We start from the raw sequence: 17,218 nt of genomic DNA, 5'->3' as shown, positions 1-17,218 counted from the left end.
ATTTACTATCGTAATCGTTTTTTCATACTGCAAAATTTTATACCCTGTCTTCGTGAATTAATTCTAGCCGGCTTTTCACGAGCTGAGGACAGGAGCTAAAGTCGGGGTAAAACGCGTTATGGCGTGAGGGGTAAATGACTAAAAGCAGGAGGGGTATCAGACTAAAAATTTAGTCCTAAAGCATAAATAGCGCAGTTTTAACAAAAGCAAGTCTTAAAAATTAAAAATCATCAGCGGTAGCAATTGAAGGATCGTTTAACCAATTATTACATTTTGGGGCATAGCAAAAAGGAGTACACTTATTCCGGGCGGTATTAGCAGAATAAGACTGCTACCCGCCCTTACTCACAATCTCTTTCTTTATCGTATGGGTCGAATTAAAATTTCTCCTGTACTTCCTAATATATTCAGATGGATTCATGCCGAAGAGCTTGTTAAATTGTTCACGAAAATACTTCACGTCTCTGATTCCAACCATATAAGCTACTTCCGAAACAGTAGCGCCGGTACTAATAAACATTTCGGCTGCTTTTCGAAGACGTATTGAACGAATAAAAGCATTCCCTGACTGCCCTGAAACAGACTTTATCCTTAAATACAGGGTAGACTTGCTCATAGCAATTTTATCAGCCAGCATTTTAATACCAAATTCCTGATCCGTTAAATGCTCTTCTATGATCTGAATACACTTATCTAAAAATTCCTTGTATTCAGCAGATATCTTTGAATTATCACTCTGCAGCGTTACCTGGTTATAAAAGTAGTTCTGAAGATTATTGCGGCTTTTTAATATTCCCGACACACGGGCTAACAGGATTTCCTTTTCAAATGGTTTGCTTATAAAATCATCTGCACCGCATTCAATTCCTTTCAGTTTCACTTCAACTGAGGAACTGGCCGTTAACAAAATTATCGGAATATGATTCAAGGAAGGATCTTCTTTAACTTTACTGCAAAGATCAATTCCGCTTAACTCCTGCATCATTACGTCACTGATCACCACATCCGGAATGTGCTTCTTAACCATCTCAAAGCCTTCAGCCCCATTATCCGCTTCAAGCACCTCAAACTCCTGCTGGAATAGCTGGCGAATGTACTGGCGTATCTGTATGTTATCATCAATGATCAGGATTGTTTTAACCTCCGTAAAAAGTTCCGAGCCTTTCTCTCCTTCCTCTGGTTCGATACCCGGAAGTTCCACCGGCTTGAGGTCCTCTATCAGTTCATCAAGAAACACTGAAGCTTCCGGTACCTCTTCAAAAATTATATTGGAATTGAAATGGATTTTCCCTTTCAGCAAGTTAATAGTAAAAGTTGTACCCAGCCCTTCTTTGCTGGAATAGTTCACGGAACCGCTATGGGCCTCAATAAAGTTTTTGACAAGAAATAACCCAATACCAAAGCCACTCTTGGCTGGCCCCTTGCTTCCGCTCACCTGGTAGAATTGGTCAAATAGCTTGGCTCCCACACTCTCAGGGATTCCCACTCCCGTATCTGATACCAAAATTTCTATTTGCTCCTCTTTTTCCATTAACCGTATTCGCACAGCACCATTTTCGCTTGTAAACTTCAATGCGTTTGATATCAAGTTAAACAGGACTATCTCTACCTTCTCCCGGTCAGCGTATATCTCTATTTCCTCGTTCTCTGTCTCAAAGCTCAGATCAACTTTCTGCACTTTGGCCTGATTGGTAAAGCAAAGTACAACTTCGCGGCAAACGCTTGTGATGTTTAACTTTACGATCTTTAGCTTTCCACCCTCACTTTCAGACTTCCTGAACAGAAGAAGCTGATCAACCAGGCTCAAAAGCCTTCGGGCATTTCGATATACCACATTTAATTTTGCAGGGGTCGTTTCTTTCCCCTCCTCATATAACATTTCTTTTAGAGGATTAATGATCAGGGTTAGCGGCGTACGGAATTCATGAGAAATATTAGTGAAAAAATCTGCTTTTTTCCGATGCAGTTCCTTCTCCTTTTCTGCCTCAAAATGGGCGGTCTTTACTTCATATTTTAGCTTTGCCTGCTCCGTGCGATAACGTATATAAGCATAAACAGCTCCGACGGCGGAGCAGAGATAGAATAAATAAGCCCACCAGGTTTTATACCAGGGCGGCAGTACTTGAACAGTGATACTCGAAAATTTATCAGACCATACTCCATCATGGTTAGCAGCCTTTACCTTGAAGGTATAAGTGCCTGGGTCAAGGTAACGGTATGTGGCCGACTGCTGGTCTTTCACATATGTCCATTCCTTATCAAGCCCTTCCATTTTATAAGCAAACTCTCCTTCGCCGGGAAATGCATAATCCAGCATTACATAACTTAGCGAGAAGACAGGCTGGTCTGGCCTTAATACAACCTTAGCTGCTTCGGTAATATCAGTGGTCTCTTCTTTTTGTCCTTCTGCTGTTTCCTTCCCGAATAACCTTAAGCCTGTGATCAAAACATCAGGATGGTAAGTACTTTCCCGTACGCCAGAAGGATTAAAGATATTCCATCCCTCAGTTCCTCCAAACACCATGAACTTCTTTTCTTTACTGTAAACGGCAGATCCTTCATGGAACTGGCCCTGCTGTAGTCCGTCACTGGCATCGTAATTAATCAATTTGCCAGTACTAGCATCCAGCCGACTCAAACCTTTGTTCGTGCTGAGCCATAGTACTTTGCCGTCCTCCGATCTGATGGCATTTACAGTATTGTTACCCAGCCCGTTCTTCTCATCAAAAACCTTCAGCTCTTTCGTGATCGTATTATACTTTATAAGGCCATCTCCCTCTGTTCCTATCCAAAGCTGCTCTTTCCGATCAAGGTAAAGAGCAAAGACTACGTTATTGGATATAAAGCGCTTTTCTTTTCCAGTTCGGAATACCGGGTAGAATTGTTTTTTAGAGACGTCGAAATAGTTAAGACCTCCTCCGTAAGTACCAACCCAAAGATTTCCTTTCCGGTCTTCTACAATAGACCTGACGTCGTTGGAACTGATATTGCTATTTCCGTTATTATAGCGGACAAAGTCATCACCAGGTTCCTTAAAAAGATTTAATCCTCCGCCGTTTGTGCCTACCCATAGCCGCTTCTTAGTATCTTCGAAAATTACTCTTACGTCATTCGCGCCTAAACCTCTATCGTTATTTGTTGCCCGTTTATAATTCTTAAAATTATCCGTAGAAGGGTTGTACAAGAAAAGTCCTTTTTGATAACTTCCAAACCAAAGGCGATTCCTGCTATCTTTGAAAGCCGAAAGAATGGCATTGTCTGTAATGCTTCCGGAAGTGCCATCCGCAGTATAATGTTTCAGGATCTTACCTTCGGCGGTTGATTTATAAATTCCATTCCCATCTGTGCCCAGCCACAAGTTCCCCTGGTCATCGAGGCACATCCCGTAATACCTTACAAAGCTCTCGTCGGGCTGTTTGATCTGGAATTTTCGAAATTTCTCAGCAAGGCTACTTATAAAATACAAACCATTACCATAGGTTCCTAACCAGATATTTTTATCCTTATCCCGGAAGAGACATTGTACAGTACGATGGGTTAATGGGGTACCATTTTCGCCTTTAACTGTTTCGAAGGCGTAAGTATCCTTATTTGCCTTAATCTTATATAGGCCACCCTCCTGCAAACCAACGAGCAATTCTCCCTGTTGATTTTCGAGTAAGGATAAGAATATGTTACTAGCCAGGCCAAAAGCAGGGCCATTCATAAACTCAAACCTATTCGCAGCTCTTTTATAAACTGCAAGTCCGTTCGAAGTTGCAATCCAAACATCACTATTTTTGTCTTCGTAAATCCGGTTGACGCGTGTTTCTTTTACGGAATTAGAAAACTTTACAGGCGATAAGACCTGACCGCCTCTAACTCTAAATGCAGACACTCCCTTGTCACTTGTACCCACCCAGAGTATTCCCTTCGAATCCTCGAACAAAGACAAAATGGAATTCGAATTCGATGGTAAGCCTTCCAGGTTCTTACTATTATAACTTTTTATCTTTTTGATCTTTACATCAAAATAAATAAAGCCATTACTGGTACCCACCCATAAATTCCCGTTCCTGCTTCCGATGATTGAACTTATATCATTTTGAAAAGCAGAGGTAGCTCCAGAATTAAAACGGTGGTGAATAAAATCAGAAGACTTAGGATCGTATTGATTTAAACCATCTCTGGAAGATACCCAAACAGAACCAGAGGGATCAGCGTAAACAGACTGCACAAAATTACTGCTAAGACTTCGGGGATTGTCCTTTTCATTTTTAAAGATCTTAAATGCATTCCCATCAAACCTGTTCAGTCCGTCGGCTGTTGCAAACCACATAAAGCCTCGCTTATCCTGACAGATACTGTTAACAATGCCAAAGGAAAGTCCCTTTTGTGGCCCAAAATGCAAAGTCCTATTGCCTGTAAATCCCTGAGGATAAACGTTACAGCACAGGAAAAGTAAAAAAAACAAAAATAAAAATCTTCTCATCCTCAGCCCGTGGTTAGTACTTAAATTGGTTAAAACATAGATAGCATTTTTTTTGCTAAGCTCAAGAATGATTTGATAAATGTTCCAGCATATCCCTAACTACCTCATCTAACCCAAATTTCGGTTGCCATCCCCAATCCTTTTGCGCCACACTATCATCTATACTTTCGGGCCAGCTGTGGGCTATCGTTTGTCTATAGTCCGGAACGTAAGTGATCTGAAAAGCAGGGATGTACTTACGTATTGCCGTTCCCAATTCTTCAGGAGTAAAACTAAGCGATGCAACATTGTACGCCATGTCAACACTAAGATTTTCAGGAGAAGCCTGCATCAATTCCAATGTAGCCCTAATTGCATCATTCATATAGATCATCGGCAGTCGCGTGTCTTTTTCGAGGAAACAAGTGTATTGCTCTCCCTTAACAGCCTTGTAAAAAATATCTACCGCATAATCGGTTGTTCCACCACCAGGCATCGATTGATACCCTAAGACGCCCGGATAACGAATGGATCGTACATCAAGGTTATATTTACGGCGGTAATAAGCTATCCAGGTCTCTGTGGCTACTTTACTGATTCCATAAGCAGTAGAAGGATCCAAAAACGTATTTTGAGGAACCTTAGTGCGCGGAGCGGAAGGACCAAAAACAGCAATTGAACTTGGAATAAAGAGCTTACTCACTTTACACTCCCGCCCTGTCTCAAGGACATTCAACAATGTCCTGGTATTTATTTCCCAGCTGCTCAAGGGGTTCTCCTCAGCCTTCGCAGAAAGGATAGCAGCCAAATGATAAACCTGAGTGATCTTATGTCTGGATAGCAACGCATATATTGCTTTAGGTTCAGTAGCATCCAAAACTTCAAAGATCCCCTCTCCATCAAATACTGGCCGTATATCTGCAGCAGTTACATTGTCTTTCCCCCATAATTCCTGCAAAGCTGGAAAAAGTACTTTACCGATCTGACCGTTGGCTCCTATTACTAAAATACGTTCTGTGCTCATTCTGTTCTACCTGTAATTTTGAAAGGGCTTCAAGAGAAATTAATTCCTTTTGAAGAGAACAACAAAATCACGTAGATTGATTACTAATCACAAATAAATTGGCGAGGTAAAAGCTCAGTTAACCATTTTCGATGGTGTACACCAATCAGTACCCCTGCTTGATAGACCGATAGAATTGAATAGTAATTCAAAGAAATTGCCATTTAGACATTCGAAAATTAGGGCGCTAAAGATGGAGGAGCATTCCGACTTCCCCAAGCAGAGGCTTGAGAGTCCATCTCCAACACCAGCTCACCCCCTTTAATAATATCTTCATGTTCGATCCAGACCTGATTAAAAAGCTTACCATTCAACCACGCTTGCCGAATGAATTCATTTTTATCTGATAGATTTTTTGCGATCACCTTAAAGTCTTTGCCTCCCGGAAGGTGCAGCACTGTTTCTTTCACCGCTGGAGAATTAATCAGATAATATGATTGCCCTGCATTAGGAAATAAACCTATCATGTGAAAAGCCAGCCAGGAAGACATTGCACCTGAGTCGTCGTTTCCTGGTAGGCCACTCGGCGAGCTATTATAATTTTCCTTGATGATCTGCTTTATTCTTTGACTACTTAAGTCGGGCCTTCCAACCCAATGGTACAAGTTCGGAGTCAGGAAGGCAGGCTCGTTGCTAACAGTATAATATCCATTCTTGAAAAAAGTATCAAGCCTTTCTTTAAAAGCTTTCGGTCCCCCCGATGCTTTTACCAGCTCAGCTATATTGTGCGGCACGTAAAAAGAATATTCCCATGAATTTCCTTCATAAAAAAAGCCGCACCACCAGCAAACACAGATGGGCCACTCCTGCGCCAATGGGGTGTAAGGCACATAGGTGATCCTACCATTGCTTTCAACACATTGCACGCTGTCAATCCATTTTCCAGAAGGATCTCTTGGCATTATAAAGCCTGTAGCACCATGATCGGTAACGGGCCTCCATAGGTTTTTCCAATTATCAGACTGTTTGATAAACCGCTGGTACTCTCCATTTCTCCCTAACCCTTTTGCTACTATTGCCAGGCAATAGTCGTTATATGCATACTCGAGTGTACGATTACCTGCGCGAACGAACCGGTTAGAAACATAACCAAGAGTATTATAGTCTGTTAAACCTCCACGTCCTTCTTTTTCTTCGTTTCCTCCTGGCGGCACGGTAGCGTCTTTTAACATTGCCTCCAGCCCAAGGTTATAGTTAATGCCTTTTAACTTCTTCACATAGGCGTCGGCAATCAAAACTTCTGCATTTGAGCCTCCCTGCGTGCGCCCATTACTGTTACCGCTTCTTGCATCGGGCATGTAACCATCACGCTGATAAATATTAAGCAGAGAATTCACAATTGCTACTTCCCGCTCCGGATCTAACAGTGTAATTAAGGGGTTCGAAGACCGGAAGGTATCCCAAATAGCATAGAAGTCGTCATAATAAGGAACAGTTTGCCATAATGGATTTTCCCCTGAGCGGTCAACCGGCATCAACATAGTATGATACAGTGCCGTGTAGAACATTTTCTTTTGTTCTAAAGAGGCTGACTTATCAAGTTCTACTCGTTTTAGAAGCTCTTCCCATTTGCCTTGTGTCTCCGAAAGGAGCTTTGCGAAATTCCAGTGCGGTACTTCTGCTTCAATGTTCTGACGGGCCTTAAGGCTACTTACAAAAGAAATTCCTACTTTTACTTGTATAACATTAGTAGGATCCTGACCAAAGCTAAGGAGCACCCCGGTTTTGTTTCCGTCATCGGCCTGGGCTTTAATACCCTTGTATAAATTACCGTTCTTGTAGGTCGAAAACTCTGAAAAAGGCTTGTCTGTAATAGCGTAAAAATAGACTGTATAGGCTGCGCCATTATTCCATCCTCCCCTTATGCGACTATAACCTCTTATTTCAGTGTCTGAAACAACCTCAATCTCCGACCCAACAAATTGCTGCGCCTCCCTGGAATCTGGGATCGGCCGTTCTCCTAAAAACTCACCCGCATCAATTTTAATTAACCTGGCTTTATCCGTTTGATAAGTATAGCGGTGAAACGCTACTTTCTCTGAAGCACTTAGCTCAGCCTTGATCCCATAATCTTTAAGGAATACGCTATAATAACCAGCATCGGCCTTTTCCTGATCTCTAAACGACTCTTGCCTGATCTGATCAGGTTTCCCAGAAAAGGGCATCAGTAAAATATTACCGTATTTAGGACCACCTCCGGTTCCGCTTACGTGCACCTGACTGAAACCATACAGTGGAATATCCTTGTCGGGTGAATAACCACTATTTGAAGCTTTACTAACATCAGGACCTGGCTTTACCATCCCATATGGACAGGAAGGGCCGACGAAGACATTTCCAAGTCCCTCAGAACCTATAAATGGATCAACATACTTCACAAATCTATAATCCTGACACTTGGCCTCTTTCGAGAAAGAAAGAAGGTAAAGAAAAGCAACAACGATATGGAAAATAGTCCTGAACATCCTAGTACTTTTTAATGGCCTCCGCTTTTCCCGGGAAAGCAGCCTCGCCTTCGAGGTTTATTGTCTTGAGATTATTAACGCCATGGCTTTCCAGGACGTGCTTAAAATATTCCGGCTTATTTTCCCCCCATTTCACAGAACTGTTACGAATAGTGATATTGCTGGCATTATCCAAATAAAAACCTGAAGTGCTTCCCATAAGTAAGCCTTCAACTTTTGATGGGCGACGATCATAAACCCCACCTTTTATATCTGTAGTTTTGTTTATATGGAGATCTACCTGATCAAAAACAATATCTGAAATCTTATCTGAAGACTCAGCTCCAACATAAATACCATTTTCGCTTACCCCCTTAATATTACTAAAGTAAATGCGGCTCACATTACCCACGCTACCTTCTGTTTTCCCCTTGGGGAAACGCCAGTTGGCATCCTTATGATTACCATTCGCCCTGCGAAAAGCGGTTACATAAATAGGTTCGGCCTTACCCCACCATACATCTGAAAACAAATGAGAATCTATTATGATATCTGAAAAGATCACGTCTGTCACTGTCCCCTCGTCCCTGTTTTGGATCCCAATACCCCTGTTACTTTTTTTGATGATGCAGTTATTAATAACTACGTGACTGATCCTGTCCATATTCTCCGAACCAATTTTAATGGCGCAGGAGCGAGAGGTCATTGTACAATTACTTACGGTGATATTTTCACATGGCCCGAACTCTTCATACTCCCGGCGATTTTTCAGGCATATACAGTCGTCTCCCGATTCTATATAACAATTGGTAATACGAACATTCTTGCAGTGATCCAGGTCAATGCCATCACTATTACGCACTTTCAAACTGTTTAATAAAGTGATGTTATCGATAGCCACATCATCGCAGCCAATGAGGTGAACTGTCCAATAGGCTGAGTTTCGAATGATAAGATCGTGAATACGGATATTCTGACCACCTACTATAGTCAATAAATGAGGACGAGGGTCAATGACGTCAAAGGGTTTCAGTACGTAAGAATCTTCCAATTCGGCTCCCATAAACGAGATCCCATTCCCATCGAGGAACCCCGATCCGGAAATGGTTACATTTTTTAAATTCTCACCTCCGATCCAAATAGTACCCTCTCCTTTATTGTCCCGGAAGGCACTCTTCTTATAAACACTTTCGTCAGGATTAGCCAAAATTCCAGCATTCACTTCCACAACCAGTTCTATATTTGACTTCAGATCAAACGGTCCGGCCATGAACACTTTTCCAGCGGGAACTATAACTTTTCCGCCCCCTGCCGACGAGCAGGCATCGATTGCTTTCTGAATAGCTCTGGCATTATCCTTTTTCAGTTCAGCCACAGCACCATAATCTGTAATACTGAACTCCCGAGATTTTGATAAGTTCTTCTGAGCTAGCAGAGGATGGCTTGCAATCAGTAGAAGCAGTAGGATATAATTTCTAAAAAATCTATTTCTCATATTATTTGCTAAGGGATATCGGTTGGTCAGTTTCTTTAATCGCCCAATTCCTGTTTGGTTCCTTGCTTAAAAATATTTCAAGCAATCCACCATTAGTGATCATACTGTGTGTGAAATAATTTTTAAAGTATGGCCTGCCGTTGAATTTTACGGAGGATATAAAGTGGGAGTTCCCAGATTTGCGATGGGCTACGACTTTGAAGTTTTTGCCACCCCGTACGGTTATGTTATAACTATCGAACAAAGGAGCGGTTAACATATATTGATCTGAAACGGGATTCAATGGATAGAAGCCAAGGGCTGAAAATACGTACCAAGCCGACATCTGCCCGGCATCATCGTTTCCACTTAAGCCACCCGGCCCCTCTCCGTATTCATCCTCCAGGATCTGCTTCACTCTCAACTGAGCTTTCCAGGGCGATGGAGTAAAGTTGTACATAAAAGGGATCTGGTGCCCTGGTTCATTTCCATGCCAATACTCCCCGCCATCAAAAAGCTTATCAAGGGAGGACTCCAACTTTTCCGCTCCTCCCATTAGAGAAGCCAAACCGGTCACATCATGCGGAACATAAAAAGTATATTGTTGTGGTGTCCCCTCGGTAATATAGGGTTCCTTACTTGTGGCTTTAAAGGGTTGATACCAAGTCCTATCGATGTACCGGCCACGAACCATATTTACTGCAGGATCAAAGACGTTCCGGTAATTCAAGCTGCGCCGGATCAGCGCCTGGTGATCTTCCTTCTTATTCAATCCCTCCGCGACTTTAGCCAATGCATAATCGTCAAAAGCGTATTCAAGGGTACGGCTTACCTGTTCTTTCTTATGAAAAGCTTCCTCCACAGAATCCTCCATTGGAATGTAACCATATTTCAAATACGACTCCAGGGCCCTTCGCCCCTTGCCGTCTTTATAATCCTGCGTGGATGACTGGGCAAAAGCGTTTTGCCGCATCAATCTATAAGCTTCCTGCTGGTTGTAGTCGCGAATGCCTTTGACATAAGCGGAAGCAATGAATGCTGTTACATGATCTCCTATCATCGCTGCGGTATAGCTGTTCCAGCAGGGAAAGATGGGTAACCAACCGCCTTGTTGTCCTTTTAGCACCATCGAACGGACACTACTATTGATCAACTCTGGCTGCAGGATCTCAAATAAAGGCAGGTGAGCGCGATAAATGTCCCACATCGAAAAATCATCATAATAACTGCCCTTGGCAATCTTGTTTAGCTTGTAATTACCAGAAAATTCAGGATAAGTTCCATCTACATCATTAAACAATCTCGGATGCTGCATCGTATGGTACATCGAAGTGTAGAATATTTTTTTACTTTTCACATCCTTTCCTTCCACCTTGATCTGTCCGAGAGCCTGCAGCCATACCTTTTTATTGCGTTGGGTAAGCGCTTCAAAATCCCAGTCTTTAACTTCTGTCTGTAGATTCAGCAATGCACCTTCCAGGCTGCTGAAGGAAGTACCCACTCTAACCCTCAGCTTCTCTCCTGCTTTTAATGTAAAGCCAGCAAAAGCGCCAATATTTTTTCCATTCCTGATACTATCAATTTCAAATACTTCCTTTTCACTGTATGTTCCTGAGCGACTAAAGCCGCGGTCTAATTGCAACACAAAATAACCACTAAACCCGGCCGGTTTTCCCCAACCCTGATAAATGCGGTGAGCAGGGTTGTATCCCCAGATCAGGCCCTTCTTCTGATCCACTTTAACAAAGCCTTTCTCCTGGTCACTGTTTGGAGTGATCAGCAAATAAACACTATCAGCCTTTTTAGCTGTAATTTGAAAAAAGCCGCAGCGAAGAGTACCCGTCATCTCTACCAGCAGATTATAACCAGGTAAACTTGCCCGGTAGTAATGAGGCGCCGCAACCTCTTCTTTATGGGAAAAGGGTGTTTGATATTCCTGCGGGAGGGTTTTAAGAGTGCCGCTTATAGGCATGATAGTAAAGCTGCCATAATCCTGCGTACAGGAACCACTCAACCAATGAGTTCCTCTAAAACCGGAAAGCAAGGAATCTTTATAAAAGTAAGGCGGCTGGCACTTTACTTCGGTTTGCCGGGTTTGCGCTGTCCATTGAGTCATAGCAAAAGGCAATCCTACTGCCGGAATAGTATTCGCATTCAATTCAGTGCCGTTGCCATGTTTCAAAGCAGCCTTGGTAGTGGCAGGTGCAGTGCCCGACAGGGGCTGAACATAAGAGACAATATCCTGAGCCTGTACTTTCATACAGGTCAGAATTGCAAACGAAACGATTATGAGGAGCCTTTTCTTATTCACTTTAAGATTTCATCAAAGAATATATAGATCGTTCCAGCTTCCGATAAGCATCATTGTTCATTTACAGGAAGCTCAAAGAGGAGCCTGATTGATTAAAAAAGTTTATTCTTACTAAAGGTTCACCAAACCTAAAGCTTATAATTGATACTGCTAAAATATAAATATGAAAGCTTAGGAGGTTCAGCCAGGCAGCAATTAATTACGAAACCGATTAAGTAAAAGTTCTTTTATTTCAAATGAAGTAAAGCACTTCTACCCCCGCACAAAGCCTTGAAGTAACATTAATGCTTATCTTTCTTCTAGTGGCTTTAAAACAAGCTTCATTAGAAACGCCATCTCGAAAAACCCTCTATCGCTTCATACTCTGCCAGCCCAAGCTGATTGTAGGCATTTGCAGTTTCACGCGTACGATCTTCTGCCCTAACCCAAAACTCTCTTGAGTCATCACCCGGGAATACCGGCCGGTCTTTCTGGGACTGGTGTTTAAAAATAGCGAAGCGCTTTCGCTCCACTTCTTGGGGAGACAAAGGAACAGCCATCTCAATCTCGTGTATCGCATACTCATGCCATGCTCCGCGGTATAACCATAACCAACAATCTTTCACCCAGTCTTCCGTCTGCTTAAGCCGCTTCAAAGCAGTTAAAACAATATCAAAGCAGACTTTATGAGTGCCATGGGGGTCGGCGAAGTCGCCCGCAGCAAATACCTGATGAGGTTTTATCTCCTTTAACAGGTTCATAGTTTGCTGAATATCATCCTCATGATCCTTTACTTTCGAAACCTTACTGCGATCGTAGAATGGAAGATCCATAAAATGAATATTTTCATCAGGTAGACCTACAAATCTAGCTGCAGCGGTAGCTTCTCCCTTTCTAATCAGTCCCTTTATCTCCAGGATCTCCTTAAGGTCAGGCTGATTTGGTTTTTTAGCACTCAGAAAGTCCTTCATCTTCCGATAAAGCTCTTCCTGACAATTAAGATCGAGATTTTGTTTGCGACAGAAGTCGATCGAGAACTCAACGAATCGCAAAGCATCATCGTCCCAGACTGCAGTATTACCTGAAGTCTGATAGGCTACATGAACATCATGACCATGGTCGGCCAAACGAATAAATGTACCGCCCATGGAAATTACATCATCATCAGGATGCGGAGAAAATACTACCACCCGCTTTTTTGCCGGCAAGGCTCGTTCCGGTCTGCGGGAGTCATCGGCGTTAGGCTTCCCTCCGGGCCAGCCGGTAATAGTTTGTTGTATTTTGTTAAAGATATCAATATTCAGATCATACACCGGCCCCTTCTCCGTAGCGAGTTGGGCCATACCGTTATTATTATAGTCTTCAACTGTTAACTTAAGTATTGGCTTATCGACTTTTTCTGAAAGCCAGGTAACCGCCTTTTTTATCAATGCCGCATTCCATACGCAATCCTTTACTAACCAGGGGGCATTAAAGCGGGTTAAGTCTGATGCTGCATCCTTGTCGAGGATAAACTCAACATTCTCTGAAAGCTGCAGGTAGGTTGCCGGAACCTCAGAAGAAATTTCTCCCTCTACAGCCTTTCGAATAATAGGGGCCTTCTTCGAGTTCCAGGCCATTAGAATAATCTCTCTGGCTTTAAAAATTGTGCCTATTCCCATAGTGATGGCCTTGGTAGGTACGTTTTGCTTTCCACCAAAGTCACGGGCTGCATCCCTTCTGGTCAAGTCGTTCAAGGTAACCAAACGAGTTCCTGAATTAGGTGCAGAACCGGGCTCATTAAAACCAATATGCCCTGTCCTTCCAATTCCTAAAATTTGCAGGTCCAGTCCGCCGAGGTCACTGATCTGCTGTTCATAGTTCAGGCAGAAGGCTTCAATCTCGTTCCGGTCAAGGGTGCCATCCGGGATATGGATATTGGCGGGGTCGATATCAATATGCTTGAAAAGGTTCTCATGCATAAAGGTGACGTAACTCTGTTCTGCATCTGGCTTCATTGGATAATATTCATCCAAATTAAAAGTAACCACATTCTTGAAGCTTAATCCTTCTTCTTTATGCAATCGTACCAGCTCTGCATAAACCTTAATTGGCGTTACCCCTGTAGCAAGCCCCAACACAGCCATCTTATCTTGTTGCTGTCTGGTTAGAATCAAATCGCTAATTCGCCTTGCAACAACCTTTGAAGCCTCTGCTTCACTTTCAAAAATCCTTACCGGTAATTTTTCAAACCGTGTCTCTTCTAATAAATTTAATCGTAACATTCAGATCAGATATTACTTAACAGATAAGCTTAATATATAGGAAAAGGATGCAGGAGCAGCGGTAACGGTGTATTGAGGCATTGGTTTGGGGCCACACGCGTTCGAGCCTACTCCAAGTGTTTTATAGCCGATGCTTAATGCTGTAGTATTACTCTCGGGCAGGTCAATCCGGTACTCTACCGGCGCCATTTGCTCGTCAGTATAAGGCAGGGCGGCAACTTGCAGAAGCGAGTTATCAGACAAAACCTTCAAAGTTGTTCCGGTATTATTTGCTAAAGTCGCCCAGCGTACATCCTCGTGATTACCGCACTCCATGGGTTTCTCGTAAGGAGTGAATTGTTGCATTACCGTACTTTTATAAATGCCTATTTCAGAACCACTCTTACGGTCGGAGTAATTCTCCATTGGGCCCCTGCCAAAATAACTGAACTGTTCATACCTTTTATCCAGAAGCATTCTTACACCCATTCTGGCTAATACCAGTTCAGGTTTAGTAGAATTAACTTCATTTTCAACCCTAATACTTCCGTCTGCAGTTATGGTATATATTACTTTATGGTTAACAGTAAAGTCCTTTTTTCCTAAACCCTTAAGCACCACAGTAACCTTTACAGACCCTGCAGGAAGCTTATTAACAACCAAAGACTCTTTCTTCCAGTTAAGTTCTTTCAATCCATACTCATTCCATCCTTTATCTGCATAGATGTCATCCTCCTGGTGTGGAGCTCTCCATAAATGCAATACCGGTCCCCCTCCTTCTTTGAGCAATTTATTATTGTTGCTTACCAGGTCAATGATCGTCCCCTTTGCTTTATCAAACACCACTTGGAACATACTACCATTAACAGAAATAAGATCTTTTTTTTCTTCAACGATTAGTTTGGGACCTTTAGCAGCTCCTCCCAGATCTTTCTTTGCAGCAACTCGAGTACTTGCCAGAAGCTCTAATTGTTCTGAGGCCAATTCGAATCCTTTCTTTGCCCAGAGCTCATCTTGCTTTAGCTTAAAAGAAATCCTTATGTGGTAAATACTCGCGGAGTTGGTTGCAGATTCAGAATAAGGAAGGAAAACTTGCTTTTCAGACCTGGGGCCAATGTTACTGATATCAATCTTTCCGGAATCCCGCTTAATACCGTTTTCACTTAACTCCCAGGTTGCGTCAAATCTATCCAGGTTTACAAACTGATATTTGTTACGGATGGAAACCAGGCCTTTCTGAAGATCGACAGGTTTAACGCTTATCCATTGGAAAACATATTTCATTTCGGGATAGTGCGGTTTTGCCTCCCGCTCTGAGTTGACTACTCCTTTATGGATAAAATAATGATCGTTCGGAAACTCACCAAATCCTCCACCATAGGCTAGAATTGGATGTTTAGGATCCCTTCTGTTATAAATTCCCTGATCCTGAAATTCCCAGATTGCACCACCAAGAATGGAAGGATACTTATCGAACAGATCTCCATATTCCTTTAATGAACCCATAGAATTAAACATAGCATGGGCAAACTCACATAAGTAGAAAGGTTTCTTTAAACTCGTGTCCGCGGCGATTAATTCTACCGATGACAGTAACTTCTGCTTCCAGCTTGGATTCTCGTAAGGAATTATAGGTGAATACATCTTACTATCCAGATCAGCTGGATTAGTTTTGTCGCGAGAAAAACCCTCATAATGAGTTGGACGCGTTTCATCAAGCTTTTTAACTATCTCTAAAGCTGTCCTGAAATTTCCTCCTCCTGTTCCGCACTCATTTCCCAAAGACCAAATGATCACCGAGGGATGATTTTTAAAACTTTCAACATTGGCCACATTACGATCGATGATCGCTTGCTTCATTAAAGGTTCGTCATTAAAACGATCCATCAATCCATGACATTCCACATTTGCCTCTGCTACCAGATATAGACCGTATTGGTCACAGAGCTCATACCAACGTGGATCATCAGAATAGTGACTCGTACGCACGTGATTACAGTTACCCTGCTTTATAACCTCAATATCGCGGATCATCTGGGCTTCCGTAATGGCATGTCCAACTTCAGGCCAGTTCTCGTGGCGGTTAACCCCCTTCAATTTTATAGGAACGCCATTCACCATGAATACCCTTCCTTTGATCTCGATTTCTCGATAGCCTATCTTTTGCGATAAGATTTCCGATACTCCATTTTTATCAACTAATTGAAGCACACAGGTATATAAAGATGGAGTTTCAGCTGTCCATTTATCAGGATTTGTAACAGGAATGCTTAAGTTCACCTCACGCTCCTGCCCTTTTCCAAGTTCCGGCACCTGTGCTTCGGCAGACTTTATTACATCCTGGCCCTTGTAGATAGTAGCAAGCAATTTTTTACCGCTTATCCTCTTTGAAGAGTAATTGATCACTTTGGTGGAAATCAAAGTAGTGCCGTTTTTATAATTCTCATCGAGATCGGTCTTTATAAAAAAGTCACGGATATGGGTTTCAGGTGCCCGCCACAGGGTAACGTTTCTGAAGATCCCACTCAGCCGCCACATATCCTGATCCTCCAGATAGCTACCGCTAGTGTATTGGTATACCTCAACAGCAATAACGTTTTCCCCCGGTCTCAAATAAGAGCTGATGTCAAACTCCGCAGCGTTGCGACTGTTAACACTATACCCAACTTTTTTTCCGTTGATCCATAAGAAGAACCCTGCATCTACCCCATCAAATGTTATAAATGTTCTCCCTCCCTTCCAGGATGCAGGAACAGTAAAAGTGCGCCGATAGCTTCCAACAGGGTTTCGTTCTTTATACGCTGTATAATTTTCTGGAGGAGTGCTCATTACGCGAGGAAAATCCTTTTGAAAAGTATAGCCAATGTTGCGATAGAAAGGAGTTCCGTACCCTTTGATCTGCCAATTGGATGGAACCTCGATATCTTTCCAGGCGGATACATCAAATGCAGGCTTATAAAAATCCTCCGGGCGTTTTTGTGGCCAGGAGACCCAATTGAACTTCCACTTTCCATTTAAGCTTTTAGCATATGAAGAGGCGCGACGATTACCATTTAAAGCTTCTTCCAGATTTGCATAAGGCATTAAAGTTGCATGGGCCAGGCTTTTATTGATGCCTAAGATTTGAGGGTTCTCAATCTCTGCAGGCACGGTAGCCTCTCCAGCACTATCTACCGTGGCTTTTACCTGTGCCAAACTTTGCAGGGAAAAATTAATTACTGCTGATAATAACAGCCCGTAGAACTTCATCATGA

General features: G+C 42.5%; 7 protein-coding genes. All 7 read right to left on the bottom strand.

From position 1 onward, the window contains the following. Positions 1 to 331: 331 nt before the first annotated feature. The 7 genes from J4N24_RS22140 to J4N24_RS22110 all read right to left on the bottom strand — a co-directional run bounded on the left by J4N24_RS22140 (position 332) and on the right by J4N24_RS22110 (position 17,216). On the bottom strand, positions 332 to 4,471 hold the full coding sequence (locus J4N24_RS22140) for a two-component regulator propeller domain-containing protein (RefSeq protein WP_207535938.1): 4,140 nt from the start codon (positions 4,469 to 4,471) through the stop codon (positions 332 to 334). A gap of 61 nt (positions 4,472 to 4,532) precedes the next feature. Beyond that, entirely contained in the window at positions 4,533 to 5,474 is a 942-nt protein-coding gene (locus J4N24_RS22135) for an NAD-dependent epimerase/dehydratase family protein (protein ID WP_207535937.1), read from the bottom strand. 218 nt (positions 5,475 to 5,692) lie between these two features. Next, on the bottom strand, positions 5,693 to 7,978 hold the full coding sequence (locus J4N24_RS22130) for a GH92 family glycosyl hydrolase (protein ID WP_207535936.1): 2,286 nt from the start codon (positions 7,976 to 7,978) through the stop codon (positions 5,693 to 5,695). Position 7,979: 1 nt separating this feature from the next. Further along, positions 7,980 to 9,452, bottom strand: coding sequence for a glycoside hydrolase family 28 protein (locus J4N24_RS22125; RefSeq protein WP_207535935.1), 1,473 nt, complete (start codon positions 9,450 to 9,452; stop codon positions 7,980 to 7,982). Position 9,453: 1 nt separating this feature from the next. Further along, positions 9,454 to 11,742: a GH92 family glycosyl hydrolase gene (locus J4N24_RS22120; RefSeq protein WP_369806254.1), complete on the bottom strand. Its 2,289-nt coding sequence runs from the start codon at positions 11,740 to 11,742 to the stop codon at positions 9,454 to 9,456. Between the two features lie 323 nt (positions 11,743 to 12,065). Then, positions 12,066 to 13,985 carry a glucosamine-6-phosphate deaminase gene (nagB, locus tag J4N24_RS22115; RefSeq protein ID WP_207535933.1) on the bottom strand — a complete coding sequence of 640 codons (1,920 nt, stop codon included), beginning with the start codon at positions 13,983 to 13,985 and terminating at the stop codon, positions 12,066 to 12,068. Between the two features lie 12 nt (positions 13,986 to 13,997). Continuing rightward, positions 13,998 to 17,216 carry a glycoside hydrolase family 2 TIM barrel-domain containing protein gene (locus J4N24_RS22110; protein WP_207535932.1) on the bottom strand — a complete coding sequence of 1,073 codons (3,219 nt, stop codon included), beginning with the start codon at positions 17,214 to 17,216 and terminating at the stop codon, positions 13,998 to 14,000. Between the last annotated feature and the right edge of the window lie 2 nt (positions 17,217 to 17,218).

Source organism: Desertivirga arenae, from assembly GCF_017355785.1.
Lineage (GTDB): Bacteria > Bacteroidota > Bacteroidia > Sphingobacteriales > Sphingobacteriaceae > Desertivirga > Desertivirga arenae.
The sequence above is the reverse complement of the archived record's forward strand: the minus strand, read 5'-3'. Positions and strand labels throughout refer to the sequence as shown.

What these genes read in the sequence shown, in the direction of transcription:
- J4N24_RS22110 (WP_207535932.1), bottom strand. Translation starts at nt 17,216, where the DNA reads ATGATGAAGTTCTACGGGCTGTTATTATCAGCAGTAATTAATTTTTCC.
- J4N24_RS22130 (WP_207535936.1), bottom strand. Translation starts at nt 7,978, where the DNA reads ATGTTCAGGACTATTTTCCATATCGTTGTTGCTTTTCTTTACCTTCTT.
- nagB (WP_207535933.1), bottom strand. Translation starts at nt 13,985, where the DNA reads ATGTTACGATTAAATTTATTAGAAGAGACACGGTTTGAAAAATTACCG.
- J4N24_RS22135 (WP_207535937.1), bottom strand. Translation starts at nt 5,474, where the DNA reads ATGAGCACAGAACGTATTTTAGTAATAGGAGCCAACGGTCAGATCGGT.
- J4N24_RS22125 (WP_207535935.1), bottom strand. Translation starts at nt 9,452, where the DNA reads ATGAGAAATAGATTTTTTAGAAATTATATCCTACTGCTTCTACTGATT.
- J4N24_RS22140 (WP_207535938.1), bottom strand. Translation starts at nt 4,471, where the DNA reads ATGAGAAGATTTTTATTTTTGTTTTTTTTACTTTTCCTGTGCTGTAAC.